The sequence below is a fragment of the Rhodococcus huquni genome (assembly GCF_055231055.1).
Genome location: NZ_JBUYWE010000002.1, coordinates 49,538 through 74,366 on the forward strand (window position 1 = coordinate 49,538; position 24,829 = coordinate 74,366).

The 24,829-nt window shown below is 64.8% G+C and carries 18 protein-coding genes; 1 reads left to right on the forward strand and 17 read right to left on the reverse strand.

Going from position 1 to position 24,829, the window contains the following annotated elements; translation table 11 throughout:
* Positions 1-141: 141 nt before the first annotated feature.
* From nuoN to ACZI8R_RS03960, 16 genes are all read right to left on the reverse strand, one after another.
* Positions 142-1,701: an NADH-quinone oxidoreductase subunit NuoN gene (nuoN, locus tag ACZI8R_RS03885; RefSeq protein WP_463378264.1), complete on the reverse strand. Its 1,560-nt coding sequence runs from the start codon at positions 1,699-1,701 to the stop codon at positions 142-144.
* Positions 1,698-3,245: an NADH-quinone oxidoreductase subunit M gene (locus ACZI8R_RS03890; RefSeq protein WP_463378265.1), complete on the reverse strand. Its 1,548-nt coding sequence runs from the start codon at positions 3,243-3,245 to the stop codon at positions 1,698-1,700. Before ACZI8R_RS03890 ends, nuoN begins: the two co-directional genes overlap by 4 nt.
* Entirely contained in the window at positions 3,242-5,140 is a 1,899-nt protein-coding gene (gene nuoL, locus ACZI8R_RS03895) for an NADH-quinone oxidoreductase subunit L (RefSeq protein ID WP_463378266.1), read from the reverse strand. Before nuoL ends, ACZI8R_RS03890 begins: the two co-directional genes overlap by 4 nt.
* A gap of 12 nt (positions 5,141-5,152) precedes the next feature.
* The gene (nuoK, locus tag ACZI8R_RS03900) at positions 5,153-5,452 is read right to left on the reverse strand and encodes an NADH-quinone oxidoreductase subunit NuoK (RefSeq protein WP_463378267.1); all 300 of its coding nucleotides are present in this window, start codon (positions 5,450-5,452) and stop codon (positions 5,153-5,155) included.
* On the reverse strand, positions 5,449-6,243 hold the full coding sequence (locus tag ACZI8R_RS03905) for an NADH-quinone oxidoreductase subunit J (protein WP_463378268.1): 795 nt from the start codon (positions 6,241-6,243) through the stop codon (positions 5,449-5,451). Before ACZI8R_RS03905 ends, nuoK begins: the two co-directional genes overlap by 4 nt.
* Complete coding sequence (nuoI, locus tag ACZI8R_RS03910) at positions 6,240-6,722, reverse strand: NADH-quinone oxidoreductase subunit NuoI (protein WP_463378269.1); 483 nt, start codon at positions 6,720-6,722, stop codon at positions 6,240-6,242. Before nuoI ends, ACZI8R_RS03905 begins: the two co-directional genes overlap by 4 nt.
* Positions 6,715-8,016, reverse strand: coding sequence for an NADH-quinone oxidoreductase subunit NuoH (gene nuoH, locus ACZI8R_RS03915; RefSeq protein ID WP_463378270.1), 1,302 nt, complete (start codon positions 8,014-8,016; stop codon positions 6,715-6,717). Before nuoH ends, nuoI begins: the two co-directional genes overlap by 8 nt.
* Complete coding sequence (locus ACZI8R_RS03920) at positions 8,013-10,409, reverse strand: NADH-quinone oxidoreductase subunit G (protein WP_463378271.1); 2,397 nt, start codon at positions 10,407-10,409, stop codon at positions 8,013-8,015. The genes nuoH and ACZI8R_RS03920 overlap by 4 nt, the downstream gene beginning before the upstream one ends.
* Positions 10,406-11,722: an NADH-quinone oxidoreductase subunit NuoF gene (nuoF, locus tag ACZI8R_RS03925; RefSeq protein WP_463378272.1), complete on the reverse strand. Its 1,317-nt coding sequence runs from the start codon at positions 11,720-11,722 to the stop codon at positions 10,406-10,408. Before nuoF ends, ACZI8R_RS03920 begins: the two co-directional genes overlap by 4 nt.
* Position 11,723: 1 nt before the next feature.
* Complete coding sequence (nuoE, locus tag ACZI8R_RS03930; RefSeq protein ID WP_463378273.1) at positions 11,724-12,497, reverse strand: NADH-quinone oxidoreductase subunit NuoE; 774 nt, start codon at positions 12,495-12,497, stop codon at positions 11,724-11,726.
* Positions 12,494-13,774 (reverse strand): NADH dehydrogenase (quinone) subunit D, encoded by a 1,281-nt coding sequence (nuoD, locus tag ACZI8R_RS03935; protein WP_463378274.1) that lies wholly within the window; start codon positions 13,772-13,774, stop codon positions 12,494-12,496. The genes nuoE and nuoD overlap by 4 nt, the downstream gene beginning before the upstream one ends.
* The gene (locus ACZI8R_RS03940) at positions 13,774-14,448 is read right to left on the reverse strand and encodes an NADH-quinone oxidoreductase subunit C (RefSeq protein WP_463378275.1); all 675 of its coding nucleotides are present in this window, start codon (positions 14,446-14,448) and stop codon (positions 13,774-13,776) included. The genes nuoD and ACZI8R_RS03940 overlap by 1 nt, the downstream gene beginning before the upstream one ends.
* Positions 14,445-14,999, reverse strand: coding sequence for a NuoB/complex I 20 kDa subunit family protein (locus ACZI8R_RS03945; RefSeq protein WP_463378276.1), 555 nt, complete (start codon positions 14,997-14,999; stop codon positions 14,445-14,447). Before ACZI8R_RS03945 ends, ACZI8R_RS03940 begins: the two co-directional genes overlap by 4 nt.
* A gap of 56 nt (positions 15,000-15,055) precedes the next feature.
* Positions 15,056-15,415, reverse strand: coding sequence for an NADH-quinone oxidoreductase subunit A (locus tag ACZI8R_RS03950; RefSeq protein ID WP_463378277.1), 360 nt, complete (start codon positions 15,413-15,415; stop codon positions 15,056-15,058).
* A gap of 242 nt (positions 15,416-15,657) precedes the next feature.
* Complete coding sequence (locus ACZI8R_RS03955; RefSeq protein ID WP_463378278.1) at positions 15,658-16,089, reverse strand: DNA-binding transcriptional response regulator; 432 nt, start codon at positions 16,087-16,089, stop codon at positions 15,658-15,660.
* A 10-nt stretch (positions 16,090-16,099) separates the two neighbouring features.
* Positions 16,100-16,375, reverse strand: coding sequence for a phosphopantetheine-binding protein (locus ACZI8R_RS03960; protein WP_463378279.1), 276 nt, complete (start codon positions 16,373-16,375; stop codon positions 16,100-16,102).
* A 95-nt stretch (positions 16,376-16,470) separates the two neighbouring features.
* Between ACZI8R_RS03960 and entS the strand changes: the two genes are divergently transcribed.
* Entirely contained in the window at positions 16,471-17,724 is a 1,254-nt protein-coding gene (gene entS, locus ACZI8R_RS03965; RefSeq protein WP_463378280.1) for an enterobactin transporter EntS, read from the forward strand.
* 7 nt (positions 17,725-17,731) lie between these two features.
* Here entS and ACZI8R_RS03970 read toward each other — a convergent pair whose 3' ends face one another.
* Positions 17,732-24,784 (reverse strand): amino acid adenylation domain-containing protein, encoded by a 7,053-nt coding sequence (locus ACZI8R_RS03970; protein WP_463378281.1) that lies wholly within the window; start codon positions 24,782-24,784, stop codon positions 17,732-17,734.
* Positions 24,785-24,829 lie beyond the last annotated feature (45 nt).

Sequence of the window (24,829 nt, forward strand, 5' to 3'; positions counted from 1 at the left end):
TACCGCTGGGTAACCGGCGTCGGTGCAGGTCGAAGCGACAAAAGAAGTCATCGAAACAATACGGTCGCATTGCCGGCGAGCTTCAGGACCGGCCACCTGACGTTCACCCAAGGCACGCTGGAGGGTGACCGCGGCGCGAGATCAGCGGAAGAAGACTGCCGCATTGTCGGCAAGGTTCAGGAGCGGCTGCGGCCAGACGCCGAGCGCCACTGTCACGGCCACCGCGAATCCGATCGCGCCGATCGTGCCGGCACCGGGCGTGACCACGTCCGGCTCACCGCCGGTCGGCTCGGAGAAGAACATCAGGACGATCACCCGCACGTAGAAGAAGGCGGCGATCGCACTGCTCAGCACCCCGACGATCACCAAGGGCACCGCTCCGCCCTCGACCGTGGCCTGAAATACGTCGAACTTGGCGACGAACCCGCTGGTCAACGGAATACCCGCCATTGCGAGAAGGAATACCGCGAAAACGGTTCCGAACACGGGTGACCTGCGGCCCACACCTGCCCAGCGATCGATGTCCGACACCTCACCGTCGCCGTCGCGAACCAGTCCCACGATGGCGAAAGCGCCGAGAGCCGTGAAACCGTAAGCCACCAGGTAGAAGAGCGTTGCCACAATACCTTCTCGGTTGGCAGCGATCACACCGGTGAGCACGAAACCGACGTGCGCGACCGAGGAGTACGCGAGCATTCGCTTCACGTCGGTCTGCGTGACCGCGAGGATCGCTCCGACCGCCATCGTGAGTATGGCGACCGCCCACAGCATGGGTCGCCAGTCGTCTTTCAGGTCAGGCAGGGCGACCGAGAAGATGCGCAACATCGCCCCGAAGGCCGCCACCTTGGTGGCGGCTGACATGAATGCCGTGATCGGGGTGGGCGCACCCTGGTATACGTCGGGGATCCAGGAGTGAAACGGAACGGCACCGACTTTGAAGAGCAATCCCACAGACAGCAGTGCGGTTCCGGTGAGTACGAGCACCGGGCCCTCCGGCTCCCGCGCGATAGCGTCGCCGATGCCGGTGAGGTCGGTGGTTCCGGAGTAGCCGTACAGCAGTGCGGTTCCGTACAGAAAGAACGCCGACGAGAAGGCGCCGAGAAGGAAATACTTGAGCGCGGCTTCCTGCGAGAGCAACCGGCGGCGACGGGCAAGGCCACACAGCAGGTACAGCGGAAGCGAAAAGACCTCGAGGGCAACGAACATCGTCAGCAGATCTCCCGACGCCGGGAAAAGCAGCATTCCGGCGACCGCGAGCAGTGCCAGCGGGAAGACCTCGGTCTGACGAATTCCGAGCCGCGTCGCCTCACGCTCCGCCACGCTTCCGGGGACGGCCGACGCCTGCGGAGTGAAGGCGTCCAGTCCGGGTACGTCCTCCTTGGCTGCGATGCCGCCGCGCTCTGCCACCAAGACCAGGGCTGCGATGGAAATCAACAGGATCGTGCCTTGCAGGAACAGGGCGGGCCCGTCGATCACCACCGAGCCGAGAGCCGCGAGCTGCCCGCCGCCGTCACCCAGGCTCCCCGCGAGGACCACGACCGCAACGAATGACGCTGCAAGACCCAAGATTCCGATGATCATCTGGGCAGCGAATCGAACGGCCTCGGACAGGAACGCCTCGATGATCACGCTCACGACGGCGGCCCCGAACACGATCAGCATCGGAGCGAGGACACCGTATTCGATACTCGGCGCGTTCATGGTTGCGCAACTCCTTCCGCCGGCCGATCGACGTCGACGATCGAGTCGACCGCGGGCGTGATCACGTCCAGCGCGGGTTTGGGGTACATCCCCAGGAAGATCAGCAGAACGATGAGGGGCGCCACGACAGCGACCTCACGCCGAACCAGATCGGGTATCCGCTTCGTCCGCTCCGGGCCGCCCATGACTCGTTGGTAGAGCCAGAGGATGTAGACGGCGGAGAGCACCAGTGCGCTGGTGGCGATCACCGCGGCAACCGGATACTGCGTGTACGACCCGATCAGTACGAGGAACTCGCTGATGAACGGTGCCAGCCCGGGCAGCGACAGGGTGGCCAGTCCGGCCACGAGGAACGTACCGGCCAGGACGGGCGCGACCTTCTGCACACCACCGTGCTCGGCGATCAATCGAGTTCCCGTGCGTGACACGAGGAAACCTGCGATCAGGAACAGCGCCGCGGTGGACAGTCCGTGATTGACCATGTACAGCGTGGAACCCACTTGACCTTGGGACGTCATCACGAAGATTCCGAGGATGATGAAGCCGAAGTGGGAGATCGAGGTGTACGCGATGAGGCGCATCATGTCGGTCTGGGCAATGGCACACATCGCTCCGTACACGATTCCGATCACCGCGAGTGTGATCACCACGGGCGCGAAGTAGGACGCTGCGTCCGGGAACAACTGCAGGCAGTACCGCAACATCGCGAACGTGCCCACCTTGTCGACGACGGCCATCATCAGCACCGCACTCGCCGGTGTCGCTTCCACTGCGGCACCTGGCAGCCACGTATGAAACGGCCACAGCGGGGCTTTCACCGCGAATGCGAACATGAAGCCGAGGAACAGTGCCTTGGCAATTGGTGCGTCGATCGTGAGTTCACCCGAGGACACGGCGGCGACGATCGCGCGGAAGTCGAACGTGCCGCCGTCGAACGGGCTGCCCGAGCCCGCTGTGACTACGTACAGACCGATCACCGCGACGAGCATGATCAGCCCACCGAACAGGTTGTACAGAAGAAACTTCAGAGCAGCCGCGGACCGTGCGGCACTCTTCTTCGGGCCGAATCCACCGATGAGGAAGTACATCGGGATCAACATGGCCTCGAAGAAGATGTAGAAGAGGAACACGTCGAGGGCCACGAAGGACATGAGCACCATCGACTCGACCACGAGAATCAACGCAACGTACGTATGTATTGATCTGGGGCGGGCGTCGTCTCGAACGTCGTTCCACCCCGCTGCCAGCAGTAATGGTGCAAGGAAGGCGGTGAGCAACACCAAGCTCAGCGCGATTCCATCCAGGCCGAGAATGTAGCGAGTGCCGAACGCCGGTATCCAGGAATGCGACTCGACGAACTGATATTGATCCCCGCCGGAGTCGAACCCGATGGCCAGAACCACCGCACATCCGAGAACGCCTACGGATACCGCCAGCGCAAGCCACTTCGCCGCCCGCCCGTTGCCGGCCGGGAGCAGCATGACGGCCACGGCACCGACCAGGGGCAACAGCCACAGGACGCTCAACCACGGAAAGGTGCTCACAGCAGCCTCACCGCCATCATGGCACCGACCAGCAGCGCCGCACCCACCAGCATGAACAGGGCGTAGGACCGGACGAACCCGGTTTGCATCCGCCGGAAGCTACCGGAGAGCACCCCGACGGATCCGGCCACACCGTCGACCGCACCGTCGATCACACGGTCGTCGGCGACGACCATGGATCGCGCCAACGTACGACCCGGACGCATGAACACCTCCTCGTTCACCTTGTCTCCGTACAGGTCCCGACGGGCCGCTGTGGTCAGTATCGACACGTCCTGTGGTGCTTCGACAGGAATGCTGTCGGGGCTGCGTGCATAGGTTCGGTAGGCGACGCCGACACCGACGAGCACCACCGCGAGGGTCACGACAGTGATCACCCACACCGGCACACCGAGTTCCTCGTGATGTTCGCCGACCACCGGTTCCAGCCAATGCTGTAGCGCACCACCGAAAGCCAGCAGGGCACCTGCAGCGACGGAACCGATCGCGAGCAAGATCATCGGCCAGGTCATGCTCCCGGGAGATTCGTGCGGATGCACGTCCTCTCGCCAACGGCGTTCACCGAAGAACGTCATCAGCATCACGCGCGTCATGTAGAACGCGGTGAGGCCGGCACCGAACAGTGCGGCGCATCCGAGCACGATCCCGGAATCCCCTCCGGAGGCGAATGCCGCCTCGATGATCTTGTCCTTCGAGAAGAAGCCGGCGAACGGGGGTATCCCGATGATCGCCAGATAGCCGAGCCCGAACGTCACGAACGTGATCGGCATGAATGTGCGCAGCCCGCCGAAACGGCGCATGTCGGTCTCGTCGTTCATGCCGTGCATCACCGAACCCGCTCCGAGAAAGAGCCCGGCCTTGAAGAAGCCGTGCGTCAGGAGATGCATGATCGCGAAGGCGTACCCGGCCGGTCCGAGTCCGGCGGCCAACACCATGTATCCGATCTGGCTCATGGTCGACGCGGCCAGCGCCTTCTTGATGTCGTCCTTCGCACAGCCGATGATCGCTCCGAAGAGCAGCGTGACCGTGCCGACGATCACGACTGCCACCTGCGCGGCCGGGGCCGCGTCGAAGATCGCGCCGGACCGCACGATCAGGTAGACACCTGCCGTGACCATCGTCGCTGCGTGAATGAGCGCCGATACCGGGGTGGGGCCCTCCATCGCGTCGCCGAGCCAGGACTGCAGCGGCACCTGCGCCGACTTTGCGCACGCCGCGAGCAGCAGCATCAGGCCGATCGCCGTGAGCGTGCCCTCGCTCACAGTGTCGGCACCACCGAACACGGTGTCGAAGTCGAAGGAGCCGAAAGTCGCGAACATGATCATGAGCGCGATCACCAGGCCGATGTCGCCGACCCGGTTGACGACGAACGCCTTCTTCGCTGCTGTCGCTGCGGTGGGCTTGTGTTGCCAGAACCCGATCAGCAGGTAGGACGCCAGGCCCACGCCTTCCCAGCCCAGGTACAACCCGAGGAAGTTGTCGGCCAGAACGAGGAGCAGCATCGCCGCCAGAAACAGGTTGAGATAGGCGAAGAATCGTCTACGGCCGGGATCGTCTCGCATGTATCCGACCGAGTAGATGTGGATGAGCGAACCCACTCCGGTGATCAGCAGCGCGAAGCACACCGACAGCTGATCCAGTTGCAATCCGAAATCGACCTGCAGATCTGCCACCGGAACCCAAGTGAACAGAGTCTGGTTCACGGTCCGGTCTTCGGTCGACGCCCCCAGCATGTGTACGAACTGCGCTGCGGCGAAGACGAAGGACGCGAGGGCGAGCGCGCAGCCAAGCAGATGCCCCCAAGGGTCGCTACGCCTACCCGAGAGAAGCAGCACTAGGGCGCCGACGAGCGGTAGCGCAGGAAGCAGCCAGAGCGTATCCACGAGCACTGTCATCTCCCGTCCACGTCAGTACTTCAACAGGTTGGTGTCGTCGACCGAAGCCGACTTGCGGGCTCGGAAGATGGTCATGATGATCGCGAGGCCGACGACGACCTCCGCCGCAGCCACCACCATCGTGAAGAAGGCGAAGATCTGACCGTCGAGATTCGCGTGCATCCGGGCGAAGGTGACGAATGCGAGGTTCGCCGCGTTGAGCATCAGCTCGATACACATGAACACCACGATGGCGTTGCGCCGGAGCAGAACCCCCACGCCACCGGTCGTGAACAGGAGGGCGGACAGGTAGAGGTAGTTCTCGGGATTCATGACTTGTCCCCCTTTTCATCCGGATCCGCGGGGGACAGCAGGCGGTTGACCGAGAGCGCCGAGTACGAGCCGTCGGCGAGGCGGGCAGGCACGTCCACCGCGTTGTGCCGCGCATACACGCCGGAACTGGGCAACGACGTGACCGGTGGCCCGGATTCGGAGTCGGCCCAGTCGCGGAAGCGCTCCTCCGACATCTCGCGCTGAGTCTTACGCCGTTGGAACCGTTCTCGGTGAGCAAGGACCATCGCGCCGAGAGTTGCGGTGATCAACAGTGCGCCGGTGAGTTCGAACGCCCACACGTAGCGAACGAAGATCAGATCGGCGAGGCCTTCCACTCCGGACTCACCCGCCGTCGACAACTCGGCGCCGGGCGAGCGATCCCACAGCACCGCCACGTTGCCGAGGCCCGCAATGAGAAGTACGCCGAAGCCGATACCGGCCACTATCGCGGCGATACGCTGCCCCTTCAGCGTCTCGACCAGCGACTCCGACGAGTCCACACCGATCAGCATCAGCACGAAGAGGAAGAGCATCATCACCGCGCCCGTGTACACGACGATCTGGACCACTCCGAGAAACAGAGCGCCCTGGGCGATGTAGAAGACCGCGAGAACGATCATGGTCGTTGCCAGGAAAAGTGCCGAGTACACGGCTTTCGTCGCACATACGACGCCGAGCGCGCCGAGCACCGCAACGACGCCGAGCACCCAGAACTGAACTGCTTCACCGGTGGACGTCTGTGCGGCGGCAAACACCGCCTCCGAACCGGGCACCCACACGGCCGACGTCAAAGTTCCTCACCGCCGGACTCAGGGGGCCCCGGGTCGTCAGAGGTGGGGGGCTCGTCGGGGGGCACCAACAGGCGGTCCTTGTCGTAGATCAGACCGGCCCGATTGTCGTCGACCATCTCGTAATCGTTGGTCATGGTCAGCGCCCGCGTCGGGCAGGCCTCGATGCACAACCCGCAGCCGATGCACCGCAGGTAGTTGATCTGATAGACCCGGCCGTATCGCTCGCCCGGGGAGTAGCGCTCCTCTTCGGTGTTGTCCGCGCCCTCGACGTAGATGGCGTCAGCGGGACACGCCCACGCGCACAACTCGCACCCGATGCACTTCTCGAGGCCGTTCTCGTATCGGTTCAACTGGTGACGGCCGTGAAACCGCTGGGCAGTCGCCACCTTCTCTTCCGGGTACTGCTCGGTGTTCGGTTTCTTGAACATGGTCTTGAACGTGACGCCGAAACCTGCCACGGGACCGAGAAACTCAGGCATCGTTGCCCTCCTTCGAGGAGACGAGCTGTCCGGGTAGCGGCGGCACCGGGAAGCCGCCGGCCATTGGATCGAAAGGCGGGGAATCGAAAGGCGGGGAATCCGGGGGTGAGGCAGAACGCGCATTCGCCTTCGCCGGCCCGATCACTTTGCGCACCATGACGAGGACCAAGAGTGTCACCACGATCCCGGCCACGACGAGCGCCAGGTGATGGAACTCGAAGCCCTCGTTGCGGAGCGCCCGGATACCGGCGACCACCATCACCCATACCAGTGCGGCCGGAATCAGCACCTTCCAACCGAGATTCATGAACTGGTCGTAGCGCAACCGCGGCAGGGTCGCCCGCAACCACACGAAGAAGAAGAGGAACCCCCACACCTTCACCACGAACCACAGCAGCGGCCACCAACCGGAGTTTGCGCCATCCCACATGCTCAGCGGCCACGGTGCGCTCCACCCGCCGAGGAACATCGTCGTGGCCAGGGCGGAGACCGTCACCATATTGACGTACTCGGCGAGCATGAACATCGCGAAGCGAAGCGAGGAGTACTCGGTGTGGAAGCCGCCGACGAGCTCACCTTCGGCCTCGGGCAGGTCGAACGGCGCCCGGTTGGTTTCACCCACCATGGACGTCACGTAGATCACGAACGAGGGCAGGAGCAGGAATACGTACCAGATACCCTCCTGCGCAGCGACTATGCCGGAAGTCGACATCGTGCTCGCATACAGGAATACCGCGGCGAAGGTCAGACCCATCGCGACTTCGTACGAGATGACCTGTGCGGTGGAACGCAGTCCGCCCAGCAGCGGGTAGGTGGACCCGGAGGACCAGCCGGCCAGCACGATCCCGTACACCCCGACCGAAGTGACGGCGAGGATGTAGAGCACGGCGACGGGAAGGTCGGTGAGCTGCAACGGCGTTCGTGTTCCGAAGATGGACACTCCCGGCCCGAACGGAATCACCGCGAACGCCATGATCGCCGGGACAACAGCGATTACCGGCGCCAAGATATAGATCGGCTTGTCGATACCGGCGGGAGTGATTCCCTCCTTCAGTGCCAACTTGATTCCGTCGGCGAGGCTTTGGAGGATGCCCGCCGGTCCCAGCCTGTTGGGCCCGACCCGCATCTGCATCCACGCCAGTACTTTGCGTTCGGCGTAGATCGCCACGAGGACGGTGAGTACGAGGAACGCGAAGATGCCGATGGCCTTCAGCAGCACGAGCCACCACGGGTCGTGCCCGAAGGCGGTGAGGTCGTAGGGCGCAGCGAGGTCGTAGTGGACGGCCGGATTCACGAGACCACCCCCAGCGTTCCCGGCCGAATGCCGACGACCGCGCCCGCGACGACACCGAGCGAGGCGTGCACCGTGCTGCCGGGCGAGTTGGTCGGCAGCCAGACCACGGAGTCGGGGATCTCGGAGATCTCGAGCGGCAGCGTGATGGCGCCGCGTTCGGTGTGAACCGTCAGTGGCTCACCCTGGTGCACTCCGACACGCTGAGCGGTCTCGGCAGATACGCGCGCCACGGGTGTCCGCGCGGTTCCGGCGAGGTTGGGTTCCCCGGCCTGCAGGCTTCCCGAGTCGAGGAGCATCCGCCAGGCCGCGAGGATTGCTTCGCCGTCACCGGGAGTGACGGCTCGCGCGCCCTCCCGCCTGCGCATGGGAACGTCCGCGCTCTCGAAACTTCCGAACGCGCCCAACTCGTCCCGCACTGCATCGGCATCCGGCAGTCCGAGGGTCACGCCCATTCGCTGAGCCAGCACGTCGAGTACCCGCAGGTCGGGCATCGCGCCGGTGTCACGGAGGGCGGTATCGAACTCGCGAGGTCGCCCTTCCCAGTCGACGAACGTGCCCGACTTCTCGGCTACGGGTGCGACCGGAAACACGACGTCGGCACGGTCGGTGACTGCCGAATGCCGCAGTTCCAGGCTTACGACGAATCCTGCCGCTTCCACAGCGGCGTTCGCCTGGGTCGGGTCCGCGAGGTCGGCCGGGTCGACCGCTCCCACCAGCAAAGCGTCGAGCTCGCCGGCGCGAGCGGACGCGAGAATTGCCTCTCCGTCGCGTCCGGGAGCGTCGGGGACAGCGGTACCGCCCCACCGGCCCTCGACCTGGGCGCGTGCGGCGGGGTCGCCGACAGGTCGACCACCGGGGAGCAGGTTCGGTAGCGCGCCTACCTCGACGGCCCCTCGATCACCGGCCCTTCTCGGCACCCATGCCAGACGGGCACTGGTCTCTTCGGAGAGCGCTACAGCGGCGGACAGTGCACCGGGAACCGTGGCCAACCGCTCACCGACCATGATCACCGCACCCGGCTGTCGTAGACGACTGTCATCGCGAAGCGCATCGAGAACCCGCGCCTCGGCTCCCGGCACTGCCTGGAGCAGGGTTCCCGACATCTTCTGCAGACCCCTGGACGCATACGGGGCCACGGAGAGGACCTTCAGACCCTTCTTGCGGGCCGCCTTGCGCAACCGGAGAAAGACGATGGGCGACTCTTCTTCTGGCTCGAATCCCGCGAGGAGCACCGTCGGGGCGCGCTCGAGGTCCGCGTAAGTGACCGTGAGCAGACGACCCGCAATATGTGTGGCGAGGAAGTCGGCTTCTTCTTCGCTGTGGGGACGCGAGCGGAAGTCGATGTCGTTGGTTCCCAGTACGACCCGGGCGAACTTGGCATAGGCGTACGCGTCCTCCACGGTGGACCGTCCGCCGACCAGCACGCCCACGCGCTTACCGGCCAGTCCTTCGGCCGCCACGGCGAGCGCCTCCGGCCAGGATACCGCTTCGAGCTCGCCGCCCGGCCTCCGCACCAACGGTGTCGTGATCCGGTCGCGCTCGGTTGCATAGGCGAACGCCCAACGACCCTTGTCGCAGTTCCATTCCTCGTTGACCTGCGGGTCGTCGCCGGCCAGTCGTCGAAGCACCGTGCCGCGACGGTGGTCGGTCCGCTGAGCACACCCGCTCGCGCAGTGCTCGCACACGCTCGGGCTCGACACGAGATCGAACGGGCGGGCCCGGAAGCGATACGTCGCACCCGTCAGCGCGCCGACAGGACACGCTTGGACGGTGTTCCCGGAGAAGTACGACTCGAACTCGTCTCCGTAGATTCCGACCTGTTGGAGCGCTCCGCGGTCGAGTAACTCGATGAAGGGGTCACCCGCAATCTGCTCCGAGAACCGCGTGCACCGCGCGCACAGAACACAGCGTTCACGGTCGAGCAGTACCTGCGAAGACAGCGGAATCGGCTTGGGGAAGGTACGTTTCACGCCCTCGAAGCGAGAGTCGGCCTGCCCACTGGACATCGCCTGGTTCTGCAGCGGGCACTCACCGCCTTTGTCGCACACCGGGCAATCGAGAGGGTGATTGATGAGCAACAGCTCCATCACGCCTCGCTGTGCCTTCTCTGCGACGGGGGAGGTCTGTTGGGTGTTGACCACCATTCCATCGGTCACCACGGTGGTACACGAGGCGAGTGGCTTGCGTTGTCCTTCCACCTCCACGAGGCACTGTCGACAGGCACCGACCGGATCGAGAAGCGGATGATCGCAGAATCGCGGGATCTGCACTCCCACAGCCTCGGCCGCCCGGATCACCAGCGTTCCTACGGGGACGTGGACGTCGATCCCGTCGATCGTCGCGGTCAGGAGCTTTTCGCTCGACCGGTTCGCGCCGCGTTCGGTACCTGTCATATCTGCTGCACCCCTGCCATCAGAGTGGAACGGTGCGGGTCGAACGGGCATCCGCCATGTCGGAAGTGCTCCAGATATTCGTCCCGGAAGTATTCGAGAGAGGAGACGATCGGGCTGACCGCGCCGTCACCCAAGGCACAGAATGCTCGACCGAAGATGTTCTCCGAAATGTCGAGAAGCTTGTCGAGATCGGCTTCCGTGCCCTCGCCGCGCTCGAGCCGCCGCAGAATCTGCACCAGCCAGTACGTGCCTTCTCGGCACGGCGTGCACTTGCCGCAGGATTCGTGGGCGTAGAACTCACTCCACCTGAGCACCGCCCGCACCACACACGTCGTCTCGTCGAAGATCTGAAGGGCCTTGGTTCCCAACATGGATCCTGCCCCGCTCACACCCTCGTAGTCGAGTGGGACGTCGAGGTGCTGGTCGGTGAGAATCGGAGTCGACGACCCTCCCGGCGTCCAGAACTTCAACTGGTGCCCGATACGGACTCCGCCCGCGTAGCCGAGTAGCTCACGGAGCGTGATGCCCAGTGGCGCTTCGTATTGCCCTGGCGAGCGCACATGACCCGACAGCGAGTACAGCGTGAATCCGGGCGACTTCTCCGACCCCATCGACCGGAACCAGTCGATTCCGTTGAGCATGATCGAGGGAACGCTGGCGATCGACTCCACATTGTTGACCACGGTCGGGCTGGCGTACAGGCCCTCCACCGCGGGGAACGGCGGGCGCAGACGCGGCTGGCCTCTTCGACCTTCGAGAGAGTCCAGAAGTGCTGTCTCCTCGCCGCAGATGTAGGCACCGGCACCGGCATGCACCACGACTTCCAGGTCGAAGCCGCTGCCGAGAATGTCGGTACCGAGGTAACCGGCTGCGTAAGCCTCCTCGACGGCCGTCTGCAGGCGCCGCAGCACGGGAACCACTTCGCCGCGAACGTAGATGAAGGCTCGGTGCGCCCGAATCGCATAGGACGCGATGATGATTCCCTCGAGAAGTGCGTGCGGAGTCGCCATCATCAGTGGCATGTCCTTGCACGTCCCCGGTTCGGATTCGTCGGCATTGACCACGAGGTAATGGGGTTTGGTGTCGCCCTGACCGTCCTTGCCCTGCGGAATGAAGGACCACTTGAGGCCGGTCGGGAATCCCGCACCGCCTCGGCCGCGAAGTCCGGCGTCCTTCACGGTCTGGATCACGTCTTCCGGCGGTCGGGTGAGGGCGGTGCGCAAGCCCTGGTAGCCGTCGTGCCGGACGTACGTTTCCATTGTCCACGAACGAGGTTCGTCCCAGTAGCGGCTGAGCACCGGCGTCAACGGCACGTCACTCACCGCCCGGATTCACGGCGCCGCGCCCGATCTCGGGGATCTTGGGTGCGGTCATGGCCCGCTCTTGCGCAACTCGGAGACCAGCGATCGTCTGTGGACGAACTTCCGTGTCCGAGGCGCCGGGACGGCGATCGGGGAAGCCGGCCAGTATGCGAGCCGTCTCCTTGAACGTGCAGAGGGTTGCGCCACGGGTAGGCGTGACGGATTGTCCGCTCCGCAGGTCGTCCACGAGTGTGCGCGCCGACTCCGGCGTGCGGTTGTCGAAGAACTCCCAGTTGACCATCACCACGGGAGCGAAGTCGCAGGCCGCGTTGCATTCGATGTGCTCGACGGTGACCTTCCCGTCTGCGGTCGTCTCACCGTCTTCGACACCCAGATGGTCTTCCAGCGCGGCGAGAATCGCGTCCCCACCCATGATGGCGCACAGGGTGTTGGTGCAGACTCCCACCAGATACTCGCCGGTGGGTTCGCGACGGTACATCGAGTAGAAGGTCGCCACCGCCGCGACCTCCGCCGCGGTGAGCCCCAGTCGATCGGCGCAGAACGCCACGCCGGCGGGGGTCATGTAGCCGTCCTCGGCCTGCACCAGATGCAGTAGGGGCAGGAGCGCCGAGCGGGTGTTCGGGTACCGACCCATGATCTGATCGGCGTCCGCACGCAACCGTGCAGCGACGTCTTCGGAGTACGAGCGAGGCGCATCGTCGCGTGCGGGTAGCGGCAATCCTTGCGATACGGGGCCGAACTCGATGAATACCGGTTCGCTGGTCACCTGTCCACACCACCCATCACCGGATCGATACTGGCGACGGCCGCGATCACGTCTGCGACCATCCCGCCCTCGCACATCGCTGCCACTGCTTGAAGATTGGTGAAGGACGGATCCCGGTAGTGCACCCGGTACGGGCGGGTTCCGCCGTCGCTCACCATGTGAACCCCGAGCTCACCCCGGGGCGACTCGACACCCACGTACACCTGACCTGGCGGAACTCGGAAGCCCTCGGTGACCAGCTTGAAGTGGTGGATCAGCGATTCCATGGACGTGTTCATGATCTGGTCGACGTGCTCCTGAGAGGTTCCCAGCCCGTCGGGTCCGACGCTGAGTTCGGCGGGCCAGCCGAGCTTCTTGTCGTCGATCATCACCGGGCCGGGCCGCAACTTGTCGAGACATTGTTCGACGATCTTGATCGCCTGCTTCATCTCGTCGACCCGTATCAGGTAGCGGCCGTAGGCATCACACGTGGAGTCGGTCGACACGTCGAACTCGTAGTTCTCGTATCCACAGTAGGGATCGGACTTGCGGAGGTCGTAAGGCAGTCCGGTGGAGCGCAGAACCGGCCCGGTAACCCCCAAGGCCATGCATCCGGTGAGGTCGAGGTAGCCGATACCCTGGGTGCGCGCCTTCCAGATGTAGTTGTCGTTGAGCAGATCCTCCATGTCCTGCAGTCGCTTCGGGAGGAGGTCGAGCAGCTCACGAACCTTCTTGATCGCGCCGGAGGGAAGGTCCTGCACCAATCCACCGGGACGGATGTAGGCATGATTCATTCGGAGACCGGTGATCTCCTCGAACACGTCGAGTACCAGTTCGCGTTCGCGGAACCCGAAGAGCATCGCCGTGACCGCGCCGAGTTCCATGCCACCGGTTGCCAGTGCGACCAGGTGCGACGAGATGCGGTTGAGCTCCATGAGCATCACTCGAATCACGCTGGCGCGCTCGGGTATTTCCTCGGTGATGTCGAGCAGTTTCTCGACGCCCAGGCAGTACGCGGCCTCGTTGAAGAACGGTGAGAGGTAATCCATTCTCGTGACGAAGGTGACGCCCTGCGTCCAATTGCGGTACTCGAGGTTCTTCTCGATGCCGGTGTGCAGATAGCCGATGCCGCACCGTGCCTCGGTGACGGTCTCTCCTTCGATCTCGAGAATCAAGCGCAGCACCCCGTGTGTCGACGGGTGCTGCGGACCCATGTTGACGACTATTCGCTCGTCGCCGGATTCCTTGGCCGCCTGGATGATCTCGTCCCAGTCCTGGCCCGATACCGTGTGCATCATCAGTAGTACCCCCGCCTTTCGTCCGGTGGCGGCACCTGCGCACCCTTGTACTCGACAGGCACACCACCCAGTGGGTAGTCCTTACGTTGCGGGTGGCCCTCCCAGTCGTCCGGCATCTGGATACGGGTCAGCGCCGGATGTCCGTCGAACACGATTCCGAAGAAGTCGTACGCCTCCCGTTCGTGCCAGTCGTTGGTCGGGTAGATGCGGCACAGCGACGGAATGTGCGGGTCTGCGTCGGGCGTGGACACCTCGAGGCGAACTCGACGACCATGGGTGATCGACACCAGCGGGTACACGGCGTGCAGTTCGCCGTCGGCGTCACCGGGAAAGTGAACTCCACTGACCCCGAGGCACAGTTCGAATCGCAGGTCGGGCGCGTTGCGCATCGCCGCGGCAACCACGAGGAGATATTCCCTGCGAATGTCCAAGGTCAGCTCGCCGCGGAACACCACGACTCGTTCGACAGCATCCTCGTACCGAACACCGCTCTGTTCCAGGGCACTTTCGAGCGAATCCACGATCTCGTCGAAGCCGCTGCCGTAGGGACGTGGCGTGCCTCCGGGCAGGGTCACCCTCTTGGTGAACCCGCCGTAACCCGACGTGTCACCCGATCCGCTGGCACCGAAGAGACCTTTGCGGATTCCGATGGATTCACCGGCGCGCTCTGTCATTTCAGCAGACCCCTCGTCTCCATGAGGGTGGGGGAGGACAGTGCGGCCTGCTCGGCTGCGGTGATCGCTTCTTCGCGGTTGGCACCCAGCGGCATGTTCGAGATCTTCTCGTGCAGAGTGATGATCGCGTTGAGCAGCATTTCCGGGCGCGGTGGACACCCGGGAAGATAGATGTCGACGGGCACGACGTGATCGACGCCCTGCACGATCGCGTAGTTGTTGAACATCCCGCCCGACGACGCACACACGCCCATGGCCAGCACCCATTTCGGCTCGGCCATCTGGTCGTAGATCTGCCTCAGGACTGGTGCCATCTTCTGACTCACGCGGCCGGCGACGATCATGAGATCGGCTTGCCGCGGTGAACCACGGAAAGGTTCCATACCGAACCGGGCGATGTCGTAACGCCCGGACACCGTGGACATCATCTCGATTGCGCAGCACGCGAGTCCGAAGGACGCGGGCCACAGCGACCCCTTACGCGCGTACCCCGCCACCTCTTCGACGGTGCTCAGCAGAAAGCCACTCGGCAACTTCTCCTCGAGACCCACGCCGCTTCATCTCCCTGTTCGGATCGGTTCTCCGCCGCCGAGGCCTGTTGGGACTGTCAGTCCCAACTCAGACCACCCCGACGCCATTCGTATGCGTACGCCACAGAAACGTTGAAGACGAAGAGAGCCATCGCGGCGAGACCGAACACACCGAGGGCGTCGAAGTGAACCGCCCAGGGATAGAGGAAGACGATCTCGATGTCGAAGATGATGAAGAGCATCGCGGTGAGGTAGTACTTCACCGGAAATCGTTGACCGATGCCGGGCTGCGACATCGGTTCGATGCCGCATTCGTAGGCGTCCAATTTCGCTCGGTTGTACCTCTTCGGTCCGACCAGCGACGCGACGAGCACCGAGAACACTGCGAACGCCGCGGCGATGCAGCCGAGGACGAGAATCGGAACGTAGACGTTCATGCCGTACGACCTCCCCTCGCCCGCGTGTCCGGACTCGGCTCATGTCCTGCTCCCTGATTCTTCAGGCGTGCAACTCACACACTTGTGAGTTGCAACACACACAGTACCGCCGAAGTGTGCACAGGGTGAGGAGTCGACACACAAGGCGCGTTGGGATGTGTCACGACCGCAGAAGGCGAGCGCGTCGCCGCTGCTCGAAGGGCCAGTTTCTTTGGGAGGGCGGGTATCTGGAGTAGGAGACCCTAAGTAGATTCCGGCTCGGATTCGGCGCCGGAGAGCAGATCGACGATGGTTTGTGCGAGACGAATCGGATCGATCGGCCGCGGCACCACCGCATCCGCCCTCGACCAGGATCCGAGCCAGGCGTCGTCGGCCCGGCCGGTGATCACGATGAGCGGAGGACAGGGGTCTATCTCGTCACGTGCCTGTTTGGCGACGCCCAAACCGCCTACGGGAACGGCCTCGCCGTCCAGAATTGCCAGATCGACGTCACCGGCGTCCAGATGCCGGAACACGATGGGCGCGGTGGCGACCTCTACGTATTCCAACTCGGGCAGGCGTGCATCGAGCTTCGTGCCCAGGCCGGAGGTCAACGCCGAGCGCACCGACTTGTCGTCGCTGTAGACGAGAACGCGCAGCACACCACGGGCCGCGAAGACGTTCTGTGCGCTCACGACGCCGATGCTACCGCGACACGCGGTGGGAAGAACCTCGGTTCGCGTCGAGGATGTCGGCCCACGCCTCGACGGTCGGGTCGGAGACGAGGTCCACGAGATCGACCTGCGCTCCGCTTTCACGCCACCGCTCGACCAACGTCATGACACGGACCGAGTCCAAACCCTCGTCGAGCAGATTCGCCGAATCGTCCAGGTCGTCTGCGGAAATTTCGAGCACCTCCGCGATGTCGGTGCGAATACGTCCACGCGTCAGCGCGTCCGTACCCGAGGGTGCGTTGCTCAAGGGGGACCTCCGTGTCGGCAAGCCGAGGTTGGTAAGTTAGTGCAGCCTAAGCATAGACGACGTTGTTGTCGTAACCGAACGCGAAATGGATGACGATGGCTGGACTGTCCCGATACGCAATCGATCTCTCACCACTGCGCAGCAGCCGCGAGTTCAGGTACATCTTCATCGCTCGCACCATCTCCATCTTCGGACTCGGCCTGCTTCTGGTGGCGGTCCCCCTGCAGGTGTACGACATGACCGGGTCGACTCTGGCCGTCGGCGCCGCCAGCATCGTGGTCGGCGTCTCGGTGTTCGTCGGCACCCTGTTCGGTGGAGTGATCGCCGACCGCTACGACCGTCGGCCGGTGATCGCCATTGCCCGGGCAACCGCCGGTATCGCCTTCGTCATTCTCGCGATCAATGCGTTTCTACCGACTTCCCATCTCTGGGTGATCTACCTGGCGGGAGTCATCGAGGGCCTCGCGGGCGGCATCTCGTCCACCGCACTCATGGCCGTGGTGCCTTCACTGCTGCCCAAAGACAAGATGGCTGCGGCAGGCGCGCTCATGACGGTGATGTCCGATCTGGGCACCGTCGCCTCACCGGCAATCGGCGGCGTCATCATCGCCGCGACCTCGGTGGGCACCAACTACGTTCTTGCGGCGCTGTCGTCCGCGCTCACTGCGTACTGCATCACCAGACTGCCGTCCCTGCCACCGCCCGTCCGCAATTCGGAAGGGCCACTGCAGTCGATTGCGAGCGGATTCCGTTATGCCGCCAAGGACTCTGTCGTGGGCGGCACGTTGCTCGTCGGCTTCTGCGCGATGATGCTCACCGGCTGGAACGTGCTGCTGCCCGCGTACGCCAGTGAAGTTCTGCACGCCGGACCTGGCACGACCGGGCTGCTCTACAGCGCGCCCGCCGTGGGCGCGCTCGCGGGATCGCTCACCAGCGGCTGGACCGGAACGGTGCGCCGAGGCGGCCTCGTCGTCTTCCTCGCAGCCGTCGTCGCCGCGGCCGGACTCATCGGCGTCGGCGCGGTTCCGATGTTCGCCGTCACGTTCCTGGGCCTCGTCGCGCACGGCTTCGGACGGGTCGTCGGCGACATCCTCCGCTACGCCGTCATCCAGACCGAGACGCCCGAGGCGTTCCGCGGTCGCGTCGCCGGGGTGTGGGGCGCACAGATCTCCACAGGGTCGGCGACCGGCGCACTCGTGGCGGGCGCAGTCGGCGCGGCTGTCGGGCCTCGCGAGGCGTTCCTCCTCTACGGCGCAGGCGGCGTCGTCGCTCTCGGCGTGCTCGCCGTCGCTCTGAAGGGCTTGCGTTCCTATCGTGCCGACGAGCCGGAGCCGGCCGCGGCACGGTAGGAACGCGTCAGCGGTCGGACTTCGCAAGCGCCTGGTTCACGACCGCGCCGACCTCGCCGATCCACTTGGGCTGCGTCATGTCCTTGTGCTCGCAGTCGAGGTCGTGGTTGACGATCTCGCCCGTGAGGAACGGCTTCCACAGCTCTGCCGTCGCCGCCGTCGGCGGATTCCGGGTCGCCGTGAAGAACAGCATGTCCGACTCCACGACGATCTGTGACGGCTCCGATTCGAGTCGCACCGCGTTCGCGAAGTTGTCGATCATCGCGGCCGGAGTGTGCTCGTTGATTCCGGCAAGCGCACTGCCTTCACCGCGCAGGATGTCGATCACCTGTTGACGGTCCAGGCCGTCCGCGAGCAGGGGTTCCGGGTCGTAGCCCACCATGTACAGCAGGGCAGCGAGCGCGTCCTGTTCCGTGGGCATGGACGCCCAGGCATCGGACGGGAACGAGTCGAGCATGACGAGCATGCCCAGCTCCTCACCTTGCTCCTGCAGTGCGCCTGCGATCGCGTGGGCGACCACTCCGCCGAGCGACCAGCCGAGCAGGTGATACGGGCCGTGCGGCTGGACCGACCGCATGTGCTCGAGGTACTCGGCTGCCATGTCGGCGAGCGTCTCAGGCGGCCGCTTGGAGGAGGACAGGTTGGAAGCCTGCACCCCGTACAGCGGATAGTCCTCGTCGATGTGCCGCAGCAGACCGGAGTAGCCCCAGCTGATGCCGCCTGCCGGGTGGAAGCAGAACAGCGGCGGCTTCGTTCCCTCGGTCCGGAAGGGCAGAAGGACGGCAAGTGCATCGGCGTCGTGATCGTCGTCGAGACGCCCGGCCAACTGCGCCACCGTCGGCGCCGCGAAGAGTGACGCCACGGTGGCGTTCACCCCGAGGCGCGTGGCGATCGAGCTCATCAGCCCTGCCGCCATCAGGGAGTGCCCGCCCAGATCGAAGAAACTGTCGTCGATACCCACCCGTTCGAGGCCCAGCGCTTCCGCGAACAACTGGCAGAGCACCTCTTCGCGGGCGGTGCGCGGGCCGCGCTCGGACACCTGCAGCGACAGGTGCGGTACGGGCAGCGAGGACTGATCGAGCTTGCCGTTGGGGAGGGTGGGGAACTCGTCGACGGCGATGTACGCCGCCGGGACCATGTAGTCCGGCAAGCGGCTGGCTGCCCGACGCTGAAGCTGATCCGGGTCGATACGCCCACCCGGCACCGAAGTGGCGTACGCGACCAGACGCTGGTCGCCCGGCCGGTCCTCACGGACCACCACGACCATGTGCTCCACGTCCGGATCCGCGGCGAGAACAGCCTCGATCTCGTTGAGCTCGATACGGAAGCCTCGCACCTTCACCTGCGAATCGGCGCGGCCGGTGAAGTAGATCTGACCGTCGTGTCCCCACCAGACGACGTCGGACGTCCGGTACATGCGCTCGCCCGGCGCGCCGAAGGGATTCGCGACGAATCGTTCGGCGGTCTTCCCGCTCTGGTTCCGGTAGCCGCGGGTGACGCTGCCACCCGCGAGGTACAGCTCACCGGAAACGCCGGGCGGGGCGGGACGCAATGCCTGATCCAATACGTACGCATGCTTTCCCGGGTCGATCACTCCGATCGGAACCGGTCCGACATGCGTGGGCTCGACCACCGCAAGCGTCGCGTTGACCGTGCATTCGGTCGGCCCGTATGCGTTGAACAGGCGACGCCCCGGCGCATAGCGTTCGATGAGTTGCGGTGTCAGCTTCTCGGCCCCGAGCATGAGATCCACTCCGTCCGGAATGGGATGCTCAGGCGGGAAGGCCGCGGCGAACGACGGTGGCACACCGACGAAGTTCACATCGTGGTCGACGATCACCTTCGCGAGAGGTTCTCCGGGTACGCGGTCCGCGTCTGTCGCGACCACGAGGGTGCCGCCGGAGAGCAATCCCCACATCATCTGCCAGAACGCGAGGTCGAAGCTGATCGACGAGAAGTGCAGCGCCCGCGTCGTGTGGTCCATCCCGATCACGTCCGACTGCAAGGACAGCAGGTCCGCGACTCCGCGATGGGGGACGACCACGCCCTTGGGCACGCCGGTGGAACCCGACGTGTAGATCAGGTACGCGGCGTCGTCCAGATAAAGCGGCCGTGGGCGATCCACATCGGTCGGCGTGGTCGACGGCCGTTCTCGTAGTTGTTCTCGTACAACAGGATCGTCCACGTCGACGATCGGGGCCGAGGTCCCCAGCGGGCCTCGGTCCGGAACTCCGAGCGACGAGGTGAGAATCGCGACCGGTTCACCGTCCGTGAGCATGTGCGCGATGCGGTCGGCGGGGTAGGTCGGGTCGATGGGGAGGTACGCAGACCCGGTCTTCAGGATCGCGAGTACGCCCACGATCAACTCGGCGGACCGGTCGATCGCTACGGCGACGACCGAACCGGGCCCCGCACCCATCGAGAGCAGTTGGTGGGCAAGTCGATTGGCCTCCTCGTCGACTTCGCGATAGGTGAGCGACACCGCGGCCCGGAGTCCCGGCCCGACCGCCAGCGCTTCTGCGTTCGGTGTCTCGGCAACCTGGGCAGAGAAGCACTCGTCGAAGGTACGTCGGGGAATTTCGTGGGTGACGTGCGACCACTCGCCCAGAACGAGTCCACGCTCCTCGGAGGTCAAGATGTCGAGACGAGCGATCGACCTGTCGTGGTCGTCGACCAGGCGCTCGATCACGACGATCAGTCGGTCGGCCAAGGACTCGATGGTGGCGTCGTCGAACAGCTCGGTGGAGTACTCGAACGTGACTTCCGCACCGCCGCAGTCGGCCGACTCCGAGAAACGCAGCGCGAGATCGAATTTGGCTGTCGTCGTGTCCAACATCCGCACGGAGGTGGTCGAGCCGTCGAACTGCTCGCCGTTCGGGTCCTGCTTCCAGTGCGAAAGCATCACCTGGAACAACGGGTGCCGTGACGACGAACGCGGCGGGTTCACCAGTTCTACGATTCGGTTGAACGGAACGTCGGAGTTGTCGACGGCACCGAGGTCGACCGACCGCACCCGGTCGAGGAGTTCGTCGAACGTCGGCGCCCCGGAGACGTCGGTACGCAGGACGACGGTGTTGATGAAGCAACCCACCATGTCGTCCAGATCCGGGTGCGCACGCCCTGCGACAGGAACACCGAGAGCGATGTCCTCGCCTGCGCCGAGACGCTCGAGTAGCACGGCGACAGCCGCGTGCACGATCATGAAGAAGCTGGCACGACGCTCGGCCGCGAGAGCGTCGATCGCCCTGTGCAGGTTCGGATCCAGTGCGCGGGTGAGGCTCGCGCCGCGGTTGGTCGGGAGCGCCGGGCGCGGCCGATCGGTTCGCCAGCCGAGTTCGAGCGGTAGATCTGCAAGCTGCTCGTCCCAGTATTCCAACTGGCCCCTGAGCAGGGCGGTGTCGTCACCTGGGCCGGACCCGATTCGCTCGCGCTGCCACAGAGCGACATCGGGGTACTGAACCGGGAGCGGCTCGAATGTCGGTTCCACGCCTGCCCTGCGGGCGTTGTACGCGAACGCCAGGTCGTCGAGAAGTTTCGACTGCGACCACTCGTCGCCGATGATGTGGTGCATCAGAAGGACCAGCGTGCGCTGGGGTTCGTACAGCACGGCGCGCAACGGTGGTTGTTCGGTGAGACCGAGCCCTACTCGCGTCATCGCACCGATGTGCTCCTCGATGTTCCCGATATTGGTGACGCGCTCGAGCCGCACCTTCGACCGGTCCGCAGACAGGACCACCTGGTGCGGCACCCCCTCCACGAGCGGAAACACCGTTCGTAGCGACTCGTGACGGGTGACCACATCGACCAACGCGGAACTCAACGCATCAGGATCGACACTATCGTGAAAATCCACCGCCAAGGCCAACAGATAGGTGCCGCCTCCCGCTGCACTGTCGAGGAACCACAGTCGCTCCTGTGGAGGCGACAACGGCATCGGTGTTCCCACCGGGACGCTTCGAGGCGTCGGGCGGGTGGACACCTGGCGCGTCGCATCTTCGAGCCCGGCGGCGAGACCCGCCACCGTCGGTCGATCGAAGATGTCGGCAACCCGCACTGCGATTCCGAGTTCGGCTGCAATCGCCGAAACGAGTGCTGCGGCCGACAGAGAGCTTCCGCCGAGGTCGAAGAAACTGTCGTGCACGCCGATTCGCTCCGCGCCGAGAACAGCCGAGAAGTGCGGCAGAATTGCCGCCTCGATCTCTGTCCGGGGAAGGTCGCTCGACGAGCCTTCCCACCGGGGCTCCGGTAGCGCCTGTTTGTCGACCTTTCCGTTGTGCGTCAGCGGAAGACGATCCAGCACGACAGTCAGGGACGGCGTCATGTAGCCGGGCAGCGTGCGCACGGCATGCGCTCGAACAATCTCGCCCAGCCCTTCGGACGAAACACCCGGCGCGGGAACGACGTATGCGACCACACGCTGTTCGCCCGCGTGCTCGACAACAGTGGCGACAGCGGCACTCACCTGCGGAACCTCGGACAGCGCCGCGGTGATCTCACCCAATTCCACCCGGTAACCACGCAATTGGACCTGATCGTCGGCACGGCCGCGGTATTCGAGGGCTCCGTTGGCGTATCGCACCCGGTCGCCCGTTCGGTACATACGCTCGCCGGGCGCGGCGAAGGGATCGGCGACGAACCTGGCCGCGGTCAGCCCGGAACGGTTCAGGTAGCCCGGAGACAGCCCCGGCCCCGACACGAAGAGTTCGCCGGTCACCCCAGGCGGCACCGGCCGCAGCCCTGGACCGAGAACGTAGGTGCGCAGGTCACCGAGCGGCTCACCGACACCGACGGCCTCGGCGTCCGTGACCTCCGCAGCCGTGACGTGGACCGTGGTCTCGGTGATCCCGTACATGTTGATCAGCTTCGTGCACCCGGGTGCGTTGCCGAACCAGGTGCGCAGCGCGGCAGTATCGAGGGCCTCACCACCGAAGACGATGTACCTCAGCGCAATACGATCGAATGCGTCCGCTCCTTTCAGCGCCGACGCCAGGTGTCCGAACGCCGACGGCGTCTGATTCAGGACCGTCACTCGCTCGTCCACCAACAGTTGCACCAGATCTTCGGGCGAGCGCAGCGTGTCCTCGGGGACCGAGACCAGACGGCCGCCGTACAACAGCGCACCCCACATCTCCCACACCGAGAAGTCGAAGGCGTACGAGTGCAGCAGTGGCCAGCAGTCCGACTCCGTGAAGTCGAACCAGTCACGAGATACGTCGAACAGACGAATGACGTTGCCGTGGGGTATCGGTACGCCCTTGGGTGCACCTGTGGATCCCGACGTGTAGATGATGTAGGCGATGTCGTCCGCACGAGCCTGGTCGATACCCGGGTCGACGCCCGACGGAACCTCTCGACCTCGCGGTTCTTCGAGCGTCTTCAGACCGGCGAAGAGTTCCGTGTCACCGATCGCGAGAGCGGGACGCGTGTCTTCGAGAATGTGCCGAGCGCGTTCTGCCGGAGAATGCGGATCGACGGGGAGGTAGGCGGCCCCGCTACGCAGGACCGCGACGATGGCCACGATCAGCTCCGCACTGCGCTCCAGCCCGATCGCCACCACCGTGCCGCTCCCTGCGCCGTGCTCTCGCAGCCGGGAGGCCAGAGCGGCGGTGCGGCGGTCGAGTTCCGCGTAGCTCATGCCGTCCACGGCAATACGAGTCGAGGAGACCTGTGCACGTTCCGCGAAGGCAGATGCGAGAGAGTCTGCCCACGGGGGCGCGGTCCGTTCGACCCTGTCGAGGCCGGCCATCGCTTCCCATTCCGCGGCATCGCGCGGGGAGCAGCTGTCCAGGACCGGCAGCGGGGCCGCGGGATCGACGGTCGGCAGCATCTGCAGATAGTGGGCGAACCGGTGAGCGTGGGAATCGATCTCGTGGGCCGTGTATTTGTCGGGATTGCCCGCCCATTCGAGAATCAGGTCGCCACCGTTGCCCGTCAGCGAGATCACGACGTCGTCCACCGGGCCCGTCGCGAGCTGGTGAATGGCACCATCGAATTCGCCGAACCGTGCACTGCTGTTGAACGGCTTGACGTTCACCACCGGCAAGCCGGTATCGGCGGCGCTGCGCACTCGTTGAAGCGGCTTCATGTGCGTGAACGATTCGGTGACCCGGTCGACCAGATCGCCGATACCGCCGGTAGAGGTCTCCAGCGTCACCGAGACGACGTTGGTCGCGGTCACCGGGGAACGAAGTTCCACGCCCTGCCTGGCGAGTACCGGCACCCGGATGGTGACGGCGGCGCCGTCGGTGTGTGCCGACAGATACGCCGCAGCGGCCGCATACACCGCTTCGGTCCAGGACCCGCCCCGGTCGGCGGTCAGTTCTCGTAGCCGCTCGACCACGGTGTCGTCGAGAAGTACCGAGGCTCGATGCGCCGCCACTGCAGGCCGCAAGGCGCGTCCGGTTCCGACCGCACTCTCCGGCACTTCCGGCGCGGCCGCCTCGTCGCTTGCCAGTGCAGCCTCGACATGTTCTTGCAGAGTCGGGAACCGCGCGGCTCGGGGATCATTGCCTGCCGCGAATGCCGTGTACAGAGCGGCCATGCGTTTGACGAGGAGCGAATACCCGTACGCATCGAGCAGAATGTGCGGCGCCCTGAGATACCAGAGCACTGCGGCCTCGGTTCGCAGTAACACCGCCCGCACCAGGGCCTCCGAACCGGAGAGATCCAATGGACCGGCGAGGTCTTCTCTCATCCATGCCAGCGCGTCATCCCGCGTGCGCACCGCTACGGTCTCGAGAGCCGGGCGCCGATCCGGTCTCACCGACTGGAAGACGGTGTTCGGATCGCCCCCGGCTTCGCCCGACTCCGCCGCGAACGCGACCGACAGCACCTCCGCCTCACCCAGTACGGTGCCGATTGCCCGCCCCAGGACCTCCGTGTCGATCTCGGCAGGAAGCTCGACGTATTCCGCAGTGGTATATACAGAACCTGTGGCGTCGATGTGGTGTGCCGCCCAGAGTTCTCGCTGGGCCGCAGTGAGCGGGACAGCGCTGGTCGACGGTGCGGCGAGCGAGGGTGACATCGGGCGGGCGCTCCTGTTGGGTTCGACTGTGTTCATCGATACGACAGTGTTCAACTCTTCAACTTCCAACTTCTCGACTAG

Coding starts and splice junctions, on each gene's coding strand:
- nuoN (WP_463378264.1), bottom strand. CDS start 1,701: ATGAACGCGCCGAGTATCGAATACGGTGTCCTCGCTCCGATGCTGATC.
- nuoL (WP_463378266.1), bottom strand. CDS start 5,140: ATGACAGTGCTCGTGGATACGCTCTGGCTGCTTCCTGCGCTACCGCTC.
- nuoK (WP_463378267.1), bottom strand. CDS start 5,452: ATGAATCCCGAGAACTACCTCTACCTGTCCGCCCTCCTGTTCACGACC.
- nuoI (WP_463378269.1), bottom strand. CDS start 6,722: ATGCCTGAGTTTCTCGGTCCCGTGGCAGGTTTCGGCGTCACGTTCAAG.
- ACZI8R_RS03920 (WP_463378271.1), bottom strand. CDS start 10,409: ATGACAGGTACCGAACGCGGCGCGAACCGGTCGAGCGAAAAGCTCCTG.
- nuoD (WP_463378274.1), bottom strand. CDS start 13,774: ATGATGCACACGGTATCGGGCCAGGACTGGGACGAGATCATCCAGGCG.
- ACZI8R_RS03940 (WP_463378275.1), bottom strand. CDS start 14,448: ATGACAGAGCGCGCCGGTGAATCCATCGGAATCCGCAAAGGTCTCTTC.
- ACZI8R_RS03950 (WP_463378277.1), bottom strand. CDS start 15,415: ATGAACGTCTACGTTCCGATTCTCGTCCTCGGCTGCATCGCCGCGGCG.
- entS (WP_463378280.1), top strand. CDS start 16,471: ATGGCTGGACTGTCCCGATACGCAATCGATCTCTCACCACTGCGCAGC.
- ACZI8R_RS03970 (WP_463378281.1), bottom strand. CDS start 24,784: ATGAACACAGTCGAACCCAACAGGAGCGCCCGCCCGATGTCACCCTCG.